The organism is Synechococcus sp. H55.11, assembly GCF_047462475.1.
GTDB lineage: Bacteria > Cyanobacteriota > Cyanobacteriia > Thermostichales > Thermostichaceae > Thermostichus.
The window spans coordinates 1-9,744 of the sequence record NZ_JANSJI010000036.1; the positions used below are offsets into that span (position 1 = coordinate 1).

The following is a 9,744-nucleotide window of genomic DNA, read 5'->3' on the forward strand; positions in this document are numbered from 1 at the left end:
CCCCCAGCCCCTCTCCCAGCCCTCACCCCCAGCCCCTCTCCCAAAGGGAGAGGGGAGTTAGAGCGGCGCGTTGGCGACAGCGTATGGAATTCGAAGGCGATGGCTATGAGTGCTAGACGGGATCCCCAAACAGGGGGTTGGCTCTCAAACCAGTCCGAACAGACGGCGCTCTGCCTCTTCCATACGTTCCAACAGAGCAGCAAATTTCGTAGAGATCTCCTCCACTTCCTGCAAAAAGGCGCGCAACGCCTGGTACTTGAGAACCAAGGCTTCTTCCAGGCTACAGGTTGGGAACTGCTCATCCAACGCCTGGCCCAACTCGCTCAGGGCCTGTTCGATAGCCGCTTTAACCGAGCTGACGCTGCGCCGCACCAGACGCATCACCTCCTGCTCTAGCTGCGGCTTTTGCCGAGTTAGCTCGCTGCTGGCCAACACCTGTCTCAGGGAAGCATAGGGATCCACCAGCTCGCCAGGCACTTCCGGCAGAGCGTGTTCTCCACCGCCGCCGCGAAGGGGCTGCACCAGGCGCCACTCCGATTGCTCCAGCTTTTTCAAAATCCCCCTGAACATTGCGGCGGATCCCTCGACATCCCTCAAGAAGCCGCGCAACACCTGGTGTTTGAGCGTCAGATATTGGGCGGGATCCTCATCCTGTAGTCCTTCGTCCAGAGCATTGCCCAACTCGCTCAGGGTGTTCTCGATGGCCACCATCAGGGATCCGGCGCTGCGATGGAGCAGTTGGCGGCAGGACTCTGGGATCGCCTGTCGGAGGTCAGAAGAGGGGTTGGGCGATGTTGCCAGAGCTGTAAAAGCCGGAGACCCTATAGAGGGATCCTCCCCATCCTCGACCCAAGTCATGGGGGCGCCAACAGCATCTTCTGTATCGAGCCAATCGAGAGCGACAGAGGCGGGCTCGGCAGCTAACCCTCCACCAGCGGCGGTTTCTGGGGGCACAGAAACGTAAAGAGGCTTCAGCATCTGCAGCACGGCATTGGCGGCTTGGCCATCCTGATCAGGCTCCTGCGACTGTTGCACCGCCTCCTTCAGCCGAGTTTCCAGCTCTTGGGGGGAATTGCAGGCCCTATAAAGGGCTGTGAGCAGCTCATCCAGGCTGTAGCGCCGTAGGGCCGCCAACCCCTGCAGAGTGGGCTCTACTTTGTGGTACAAAGCCGTGAACAGAACCAGCTTGACCCGCAAAGGGCTGGCTTGCCGCATCACCCCTGCCCGCAACTCGAAGGGATCGTAGTCTTGCTTTTGCAGTTGCAAGCCCCCGTACTTCAAAGACAAGACAGGCGAGGGCTGAGCCCAAACTGATGGATCTGCTTGCGGCTGTTGATAGAGGGGCTGCAGCTTGCTCAGCAGCATCTTGGCGATGCGGGCATACTCGGCTTTTTTGTTGATGCGGCTGATGGCATCTCGAAAGCGCTGGCCCAGAGCATCAAGGGTTGCGTGCTCACGGCAGAGCTGCTCCAGGAGTGCCTTCAGGTCTATTTGGCTCAACTTGCCGACATCGCCTTCCCAGGTGCTGGTGCAGGCAAAGTAAACCAGCTTTTTGACTCGGTCTGCGTACCCGCCCCGCTGCACTTCTTGCACGACAAGGCCCAGGGGATCCGAGACTACCATAGGGAGCTGCCAAGCAGGAGTATGCCGAATCTAAGCTTACGAGGGTCTTTGCGGTTTTTGAACAGGGCTGGGTATCTTGCTGGGCAGAATAGCATATCCTTCCCAGGCAGAACCCACCTGTGTTTGCCCAGGGATCCCCCCTGGAGTTTAGCGGCCTATTTTTTGCAGGGCTTTTTCCACCCGCACCACATGGCGGTTCAATCCCAGGTTTTCCGCCGGGATCCCCAGGGCCAGGCCCACCAATTGCGGCACATGCAGGATCGGGATCCCCAGCTTGCGCCCGATCACCTGCTCCACCTCCGGCTGGCGCGAGTCCAAATTGAGGTGACACAGGGGACAAGGAGTCACCAAACAATCGGCTCCCGCCTCGATTGCTTCGAGGAGGTGCCGGCCTGCCATCGAGAAAGACTGCTGCGGGGCATAGCTGGAAAGGGGCCAACCGCAACACTGGGTGCGCCCGCGATACCAAACAGGGGTGGCCCCCAAATGCTCGAAGAGATCTTCCAGCAAACGGGGATCCCGCGCCACGTCAAAGCGGGAGATATCGTAGGCCCGCAACAGATAACACCCGTAGAAGGCGGCGCAGCGCAGCCCCCACAGAGGCCGTTTCACCTGTCGGGCCAATCGCTCCAGGCCGTAGTCATGAACCAGCACCCACAGCAAATGGCGCACATCGCCGGTGCCTTCGTAGCAGCTCTCACAGCTTCCTTGCTGGCACAGGGTTTGCACCCGGTGAAAGTACTCAGGATCCGCGGTTTTCGCAGCTTTCAACTTTTCATTCACGCGGCCCAACACCCCCTGGCAAGTGCTGCAGTGGGTGAGCATCGGCAACCCCAATGCCTCTGCCAAAGCCAGGTTGCGGGCATTCACCGTATCTTCCAGCAGCTCCGATTCTTCCTTGAAGGTGCCGGAACCACAGCAGGAAGCTGCCTCCAGCTCCACCAGTTCGATGCCCAAATGCCGCGCGATCCGGTTGGTAGAGTCGTACAGCTCGCGACAAGCCCCCTGGGCCACACAGCCGGGGTAGTAGGCGTAGCGCCAGGATGAAGGGAGGGCCGCAGTCATGAGAAGAAGCGAAAGAGCACTGGGTTTGCGATTGAGATGGGGGCTCTGGTGAACAGAGGCTAGCGCCTATTCCCCTTCAGGGGGCGCTGCTGTCTTGGCATCCCAAGCAGCCTCTGCCCCGTAAGAGTCGATATCAATGGCCTGGGAGCCCCCCATAGCCAACAGGGCCAGTAGGGATCCCAACTGCCACCACACCAAGCCTGCCGTACTCAGCACCAGGATTCCACCCACCCAACTGGCCAGAGTCAGAGACAGGCCAAAGACGTTCAAACACGCCACCACAAAACCAAGGGTAAACAAACAGCAGAGACCGTAGGTGAGGATCACCCCAGGAGTCCGGTAGCGAATTGTTGCCTGGCTATCTCGGTTGAGCTGCCAAAGGGCTACCTGGTATTCCAGCTTATCTTTGAAAATGATGCCGAAGATAAGAGCAAAAAAGCTAAGCAGGGCAATGGCGGAGTAAATGGGGGGATTAACAAAAGAACTGGAGAAGTTGCCGCCAGCGTAAAGGGGTTCCATGGGCCTCACCTCGGTTCGGGATCCAGGCTTTTAGCTTAACATTTCTTAGTACTAAAGATATCTAGGCTGCAACGAAGATTTGCCAAGGCGGTTCGGATGGCACTAGAGTAGCGTCAAGTCTTGCCAGCCCGTCGTCTTTTGCAAGTGTCTTGGGTGAGGTCATCATGCCGCTTATCCCACAGGGGTTGCTTCCCCATGGTCGTCTCCTCTGGGCAGGGATCCCGTTGGTTGGTGCTTTGGCTTTGGGGGCCTGCTGGAGCAACCGCATAGGTGCCGAGTTGCCCACATCGGCTCAGAATCCTTTTCCCCCCATCCCCACCCCACCACCGCCCCTGCCTTCCCCCAGTGGGACTCCGGGCCTTCCCCCCTGGTGGCCCCGCGCACAATCGCCGGGGTGGAAAGATTCTCCCTATGCGGGGGTCTTGTCCGGCTTTTTGCAGGGATTGGCGGCCCAAGGGGGAGCGCTCTCACAACAGGGGATCCTGCTGTGGACGCCGCAGGGGGAGCTGTTGGCGGAGCACCTGCTGGATCGGCCTTTGCCGGTGGGGGCCTTGGATCAGTTGGCCATCAGCTTGATGGCTCTGGAGACTTGGGGCTACGAGCATCGCTTTGAAACCCGGTTCTACACCACAGGCCATCGGTCAGGCCACCGCCTGACGGGAGATTTGATCCTCGTGGGCAGCGGGGATCCCTATTTCACAGAGGCAAATGTGGCCGAGCTGGCCCGTCACTTACACAGCCTTGGGATTCGCCAGATCGACGGGGATGTGAAGGTGGTGCCCCCCTTCCGTTTGCTGGGCCAGCCCGATCCTGTGGCCGGCGCCCGGCGTCTGGCAGAGCTTCTCAGCGGTACCCAACAGCCCCATCCGGTTGCCATTGGCGGCTCTGTGTCGCTCCTGAGGGATTGGCCTGCAGATGCCCATTGCCTGGCCGTCTACACCTCGCTGCGCCTGGGATCCCTGCTGCAACTCCTCAACGGCAGCAACGACCGGGCCATGGCAGAAGCCCTGTTGGCGGAGCTGGGGGGCAAAACGGCCCTGCTGGAGTACCTGCGGCAGCGATTGGTGGCTCAGCCCATTGCCCGCCTGGATCCCCAAATGGCCCCTGCTGAGCAAGACATCCGCCTTGGAGAAGGAGGGCAAGCACTGTACCTCTCCCCTCGCGCCCTAGCTCATCTCTGGGAACACCTGCTGGATCTCACAGATGGGGATCCGACTCGGATCCTGCCCAGAGCAGGCATCGGCCACAGCACCCTGAGGGCGCGCACCTTGCCCCCAGGTACGACTGCCCAGGTGGGATCCGCTGCGGAGCGGCTGATGCTGATGGGGCAGTTGCCCAATGGCCACAACTTCATCTTGCTCAACCACAGTCCCGATCTGGGCGTTTTGCGCCGGCAACAGGATCAGTTCCTGCAGCAGGTGCTGGCCGTTGGGGAGCCTCTCCGCTGAACTGTGCCCCGCCCTCACCCCCAGCCCCTCTCCCAGAGGGAGAGGGGGGCAGCGTTCAGGACTGAAAAAGGCGGGAATAGAGCTGCTGGTGGGCTTGGCAATCGCGCTCGTTGAGGGGGGCGAAGCTGCTCAGGGCAGGCCAATTGAGAGCAGGATCCCGCCGGACAACCGGCAGGATCTCCTGCTGCACCACGGTCTCAATCGGCTCATACAATTGGGCCAGCAGACTTTGCCCCTCGCTATGCCCCAAAGGCACCAAGCGCACCGCCGCCGAGACCCACCCGGTGAGGGAGGCAAACAAAAAGGCCCGTAGGGTATCTTCCAGCCCAATGCCTGCCTGAGCACAGATCCAGCCGAAGGCCAAGGGATGATGCCACGGCTCCCCCACTGCTTGGGGGACGGAGATTCCCCAGGTGCGTTCTGCCAGTTGAGTCAAACGCTTCCCCAGATCCAAGCTGGCTTGCCGCGGCTCCGCCGCCCAACGGGTGGCTTGCAATTGCCGCTGCAGCTTCTCTACTCCCGACGGGGATCCCGCTTGCGCCAAACGGTGGGCCAGGGCACAGGCTCTGCCCTCAATGGGGGCCAAGCTCATGTGCAAAACCCCCAGCAGATACTGCTGCACCCCGACCCGATCCCGAAGTTGACCCGCCTGAACCGCCGTTTCCAAACCCCACGAGTGGCAATAAGCACCAATCGGCAGGGCAGAATCGGTAAGCTGCAGCAAAAGATAGAAAGCGTTGCTCGATCCCCGCGAAGCAAGTTGGGAGAAAGGTTCGCCGCGCATCTTCACGAAGCTTTAGCGGGGGCGGATCAGGCCGTAGCCGCCGTGGTTGCGGACGTAGATGACGTTGATCTCGCCGTTTTCGATATTGCGGAAAACATAGAAGTCGTGATCCACCAGCTCCAACTGGTGCAGCGCTTCTTGAACTGACATGGGAGGCATGGCGAAGTATTTGGTGCGCACCACCTCAGCCGGCAACTCCGGCTGCCGTTCGGTATTAAGCGGATCGGTAACAGGCTGCTGGGACACCGCCCAAGAGGTTTTGGGGGCGTGGCGGGTGCGGTGCACGCCATTGCGTTCTTTGTATTTGCGCAGCTTGCGGGCCAGCTTGTCGGCCACACGATCGATGCTGGCATAGAGATTTTCGCTGCTTTCTTCCGCCCGGATAACGGTGCCATTGGCGTAGACGGTCACTTCGGCAGATTGGCTGGCACTGATACGGGGGTTGCGGGCTACCGATAGATTGACATCAACCTCACTGGTGATCTGGGCAAAATGGCTGACAGCACGCTCAATTTTTTCTTGAACGTAGCTGCGGATGGCGTCGGTAATCTCGACGTTCTTCCCTTGGATCACAAGCTTAGTCATGGAGACTCTCCCAGTTGTATCGGTTTACGCCTAAAGTTAGCGCCTTACCCTCGCAAAGGATCCCTAGAAAACAGCCCCCACCTCAGGCATGATCGCGGCCCGGCAACTTGCGAAAAGGGGCCATGCAAGCGGCACTAACCTCTTGGGTTAAGTCTAAGTTAACACCTCCCCTCGGGTTCCCGACCAGGAGTTAAGAATAAATTTAGGCTGTCTTAACTCTTGATGGCTCGCACACCAGTGCGATTGCTCGGGCAAAGAGGGATCCCTAGAATTCAGAACCCTAAGTTAAGTTAGGTGGAGAAGGTATGAAGCAAAGGGCTGGAGAGAGCAATCTTGCCGGCGAAACTTGAAATACTTTCTTTTGCTAACACTTGAATTCGACTCTGCGGATCGGAGAGGTGAAGGATAGATGGGTAAAACTCTCCCAACAACGCTCGCTATTGTCAATACCTAAAAGAGGGAGCCGAGTTGTTCAAGGAAACTCCCATGCAGTCGAGAAAAGCAGCGGCTGCTGAACCGGCACCTTCCCCCAGTCCGAATATCCCTCTATTCTTCCCGTCAATATCCCTCTATTGGGTCATTATACAACCTGGTGTGGGCCGCAGCGGCAGGGGACGCTTTGTCTGGCCGGGGCAGAAACTGACAGAGAAGATGAAGAAGTGCTAACTGAAATTAAGGTTTTTATCAAGATAGAGTTTCTGTGAAGCCATCGTTCCCAGAAGTAGCAGGTCTGAGAAGCTGTTTTTGGCCTCTGGGTTGGTGGCCGGTTCTGCTAGGGTTAAGGCCGGTTTGTGGGCAAGAAGTGGGGTGAACTCGGTGGGCAAAGGGATCCCGTTGCAGGCGGCGGCGCTGTTGGACAGAGCAGAAGCGGCTCTGCAGGAGCGCTTTCAGGCGATGGACCAGGTTCTCAGGGAGAACCTGGCGCGGGTGTTGCGGGCCTTCCACGACCAGCAGGTGGGATCCCACCACTTTGCCGGCGTATCGGGCTACGGCCACGACGACCGGGGGCGAGAGGTGTTGGATCGGGTGTTTGCCCAGATCATGGGCTGTGAGGCGGCGCTGGTGCGGCTGCAGATGGTCTCCGGCACCCATGCCATTGCCTGTGCTTTGTTCGGGGTGCTGCGCCCGGGGGATGAGCTGTTGGCCATCACCGGCCCCCCCTACGACACTCTGGAGGAGGTGATCGGCCTGCGGGGATCGGGGCGGGGATCCCTGCGGGAGTTCGGCGTTACCTATCGCCAGTTGGATCTGCGGAAGGGCGATGTCGATTGGCAGGCTCTGAAAACCGCTCTCAGACCGCAAACCCGCCTGGTGCACATCCAACGCTCCTGCGGCTACGACTGGCGCCCCAGCTTCTCCATTGCCCAGATTGCCGAGATGATCCAGATCGTCAAAGCACAAAACCCGGAGGTGGTGGTCTTGGTGGACAATTGCTATGGCGAGTTTGTGGAAACCCAAGAGCCAACCCATGTGGGCGCCGATCTGATCGCCGGATCCCTGATCAAAAATCCAGGCGGCACCCTCGTCCCAGCGGGGGGCTATGTGGCGGGGCGGGCCGAGCTGGTGGAGCAGGCTGCCTGCCGGCTGACGGCGCCGGGGATCGGCTCGGAAGGCGGGGCCACCTTCGATCTCAACCGGCTCCTGTTTCAAGGGTTGTTTTTGGCCCCGCAGATGGTGGCCGAAGCGGTCAAGATTGCCCACCTGGCCGCCCAGGTGTTTCACGATCTGGGCTACCCGGTCTCGCCTCTGCCACAAGCGCCCCGCACCGACATCATTCAGGCCATTCAACTGGGATCCCCGCAGAAGTTGCAGGCTTTTTGCCGCGCCATTCAAAGCAGCTCGCCGGTGGATTCCTACCTCACCCCGATCCCAGAAGTGATGCCCGGCTATGCCGATCCGGTGGTGATGGCGGCAGGCACTTTTGTTGCGGGCAGCAGTGCTGAGCTCTCTGCCGACGGGCCGATGCGGGATCCCTACACCGTCTATTTGCAGGGGGGAACCCATCTTGGCCACGGGCGGCTGGCCCTGGAAGCCGTCTTACAAGCTTGGGATTCCCTGTGAAGTTACCCACCCGCCCCGGCAAACCAATGGATAAAATTGAGGCGTGGTTTTGGCTCATGGGGGCGGGGAGTCTTGTCGATGTTGAGCTTGTGTCGTTCTTTCGCACTTCCCCGCCGCTGGGGATCCTGTTTGGCCCTGAGTCTGGTGGCGCTGGGGCTGTCCAGCAGTTGTCGGTGGTTGGATCTGCTGCAAGAGAGGAGCGCGCAGGTGGGATCCTCCCTTGCTTCTTCTCCCCTGTGGAGAGGTGGCCGAACCCTGGCGGGAACCCTCAGCCCTGAAGATCTGAGCAACCCTCAGGATGGCAGCTTTTGGGATGAGATTTCGATTACATCTCAGCCGGGGCAGATCCTGATTGCGGCCCTGGAGAGCGAAGATTTCGATGCTTACCTGGAGCTGGTGGATGGCCAAGGACGGGTGATCGGCTTTGACGATGACTCCGGCCCAGATATAAATGCCTTGTTGGCGGTGCGTCTGCCAGAGGGCGGCACCTACACCCTGCGAGCCACCAGCTTTGAGCCAGAATCCACCGGCAACTACCGGCTGACCTATGTCCTCACCCAGATCGATTGGCAGCAAACTCCATCAGGCCGTCTGCAGGAGGGATCCCTGCAGCACCCCGAGGATGGCAGTTGGATGGACGAATATCCCATTGCCGCTCGCGCCGGCCAGATCCTGATCGCCTCCCTAACCAGCGCCGACTTCGATGCTTTTTTGCAACTGTTGGATCCCAGCGGAGAAGTCGTGGCTTGGGATGACGACCAAGGCGGCGGAACCGATGCTCTGATGATTGCCTTTCTGCCCCGCACCGGCACCTATACCCTGCGGGCCAACACCTATGGGCCAGGAGAAAAAGGGGCTTATGAGCTGCAGTACACCTTACGCTAGCACCCAGGCTCGTCAAGGTTCTTCCTCTTCTGGTGAAGGAGAGCGGGCAGTTTTTACCTTAAGGCCGATAGGGTGATGACCAGATTTTGACGGGAATCGTTATTTTTTCTATAGTTATGCTAAGTAGCGGTGAAAACCTTGCGAATTTTGCGCTCCCCTCTCCCGCTCCAAAGGGGAGGCTACTCATCTATGGCGGTGCAGGGCGCTGCGGAGATGTTTTAGACCGGCTTGAAATGGCTATGGCTAAGGTTAGCAACCTCTGGTTTTCTTCAAGCTTTCTGAACAAGGATGGTCGGCACTTACTGAGGTTTATGGGAAAGCATGACATCTTATCCTAAGTTGTGACGGAGCTGAAATATTGCTCTCACAGGTGAGGTCTTTTTTCTAGAATCAGGTCAATGGCCTAGACCATTCTTTTGCAGCTAGCCCCTATCCCCACAAAATGGATGCCATGACTCCTGAAATGGTACGCCAGTTTTGGTCTTTGGTCAGCGAGATTGGCAGGCCAGATTGGCTCACAAAACGCGATGACGACTTGGTGAATCTGCTTCTGAGCGCCTGCCAGAGAAAACATGTCCTCAGCAGTGTCGATGCCTCGGTGCTCAATCGCTACATCAGCATTCGCTTGCCCTTGATTCGCGATATCCTCGTTGAGTGAACGACTCCCGGCACTCATCTTCGTTGAGTAAACACAATTCACAAATACAGTGCGGGGCTTCCCGCCGATTAAGCTAAACCGAGAGAGGACAAGGCTTTCCCAATCATGCTGACCGC

General features: G+C 58.9%; 9 protein-coding genes. 4 read left to right on the plus strand and 5 right to left on the minus strand.

Going from position 1 to position 9,744, the window contains the following annotated elements; translation table 11 throughout:
• Positions 1–144: 144 nt before the first annotated feature.
• The 3 genes from NW853_RS01495 to NW853_RS01505 all read right to left on the minus strand — a co-directional run bounded on the left by NW853_RS01495 (position 145) and on the right by NW853_RS01505 (position 3,207).
• Complete coding sequence (locus tag NW853_RS01495) at positions 145–1,623, minus strand: hypothetical protein (protein WP_414347326.1); 1,479 nt, start codon at positions 1,621–1,623, stop codon at positions 145–147.
• Between the two features lie 147 nt (positions 1,624–1,770).
• Complete coding sequence (locus NW853_RS01500) at positions 1,771–2,688, minus strand: CoB--CoM heterodisulfide reductase iron-sulfur subunit B family protein (RefSeq protein ID WP_414347329.1); 918 nt, start codon at positions 2,686–2,688, stop codon at positions 1,771–1,773.
• A gap of 66 nt (positions 2,689–2,754) precedes the next feature.
• On the minus strand, positions 2,755–3,207 hold the full coding sequence (locus NW853_RS01505; protein ID WP_414335488.1) for a hypothetical protein: 453 nt from the start codon (positions 3,205–3,207) through the stop codon (positions 2,755–2,757).
• Positions 3,208–3,371: 164 nt separating this feature from the next.
• Here NW853_RS01505 and NW853_RS01510 point away from each other — a divergent pair, with 164 nt between their 5' ends.
• Positions 3,372–4,655 carry a D-alanyl-D-alanine carboxypeptidase gene (locus tag NW853_RS01510; protein ID WP_414347332.1) on the plus strand — a complete coding sequence of 428 codons (1,284 nt, stop codon included), beginning with the start codon at positions 3,372–3,374 and terminating at the stop codon, positions 4,653–4,655.
• Between the two features lie 55 nt (positions 4,656–4,710).
• On the opposite strand, the gene NW853_RS01515 is transcribed toward NW853_RS01510, so the two are convergent.
• Together NW853_RS01515 and hpf are read right to left on the minus strand one after the other, a co-directional pair.
• Positions 4,711–5,439: an urease accessory protein UreF gene (locus tag NW853_RS01515; protein WP_414347335.1), complete on the minus strand. Its 729-nt coding sequence runs from the start codon at positions 5,437–5,439 to the stop codon at positions 4,711–4,713.
• 12 nt (positions 5,440–5,451) lie between these two features.
• The gene (gene hpf / locus NW853_RS01520; protein ID WP_414335493.1) at positions 5,452–6,024 is read right to left on the minus strand and encodes a ribosome hibernation-promoting factor, HPF/YfiA family; all 573 of its coding nucleotides are present in this window, start codon (positions 6,022–6,024) and stop codon (positions 5,452–5,454) included.
• Positions 6,025–6,858: 834 nt separating this feature from the next.
• On the opposite strand from hpf, the gene NW853_RS01525 reads away from it, so the two are divergent.
• The 3 genes from NW853_RS01525 (at position 6,859) to NW853_RS01535 (ending at position 9,628) form a co-directional block, all read left to right on the plus strand.
• Entirely contained in the window at positions 6,859–8,085 is a 1,227-nt protein-coding gene (locus NW853_RS01525; RefSeq protein ID WP_414347341.1) for an aminotransferase class I/II-fold pyridoxal phosphate-dependent enzyme, read from the plus strand.
• A 78-nt stretch (positions 8,086–8,163) separates the two neighbouring features.
• Positions 8,164–8,970 (plus strand): PPC domain-containing protein, encoded by an 807-nt coding sequence (locus tag NW853_RS01530; RefSeq protein WP_414347338.1) that lies wholly within the window; start codon positions 8,164–8,166, stop codon positions 8,968–8,970.
• 451 nt (positions 8,971–9,421) lie between these two features.
• Positions 9,422–9,628 carry a hypothetical protein gene (locus tag NW853_RS01535; protein WP_414335497.1) on the plus strand — a complete coding sequence of 69 codons (207 nt, stop codon included), beginning with the start codon at positions 9,422–9,424 and terminating at the stop codon, positions 9,626–9,628.
• Positions 9,629–9,744 lie beyond the last annotated feature (116 nt).

Coding starts and splice junctions, on each gene's coding strand:
- NW853_RS01510 (WP_414347332.1), top strand. CDS start 3,372: ATGCCGCTTATCCCACAGGGGTTGCTTCCCCATGGTCGTCTCCTCTGG.
- hpf (WP_414335493.1), bottom strand. CDS start 6,024: ATGACTAAGCTTGTGATCCAAGGGAAGAACGTCGAGATTACCGACGCC.
- NW853_RS01495 (WP_414347326.1), bottom strand. CDS start 1,623: ATGGTAGTCTCGGATCCCCTGGGCCTTGTCGTGCAAGAAGTGCAGCGG.
- NW853_RS01515 (WP_414347335.1), bottom strand. CDS start 5,439: ATGCGCGGCGAACCTTTCTCCCAACTTGCTTCGCGGGGATCGAGCAAC.
- NW853_RS01500 (WP_414347329.1), bottom strand. CDS start 2,688: ATGACTGCGGCCCTCCCTTCATCCTGGCGCTACGCCTACTACCCCGGC.
- NW853_RS01535 (WP_414335497.1), top strand. CDS start 9,422: ATGACTCCTGAAATGGTACGCCAGTTTTGGTCTTTGGTCAGCGAGATT.
- NW853_RS01530 (WP_414347338.1), top strand. CDS start 8,164: ATGTTGAGCTTGTGTCGTTCTTTCGCACTTCCCCGCCGCTGGGGATCC.
- NW853_RS01505 (WP_414335488.1), bottom strand. CDS start 3,207: ATGGAACCCCTTTACGCTGGCGGCAACTTCTCCAGTTCTTTTGTTAAT.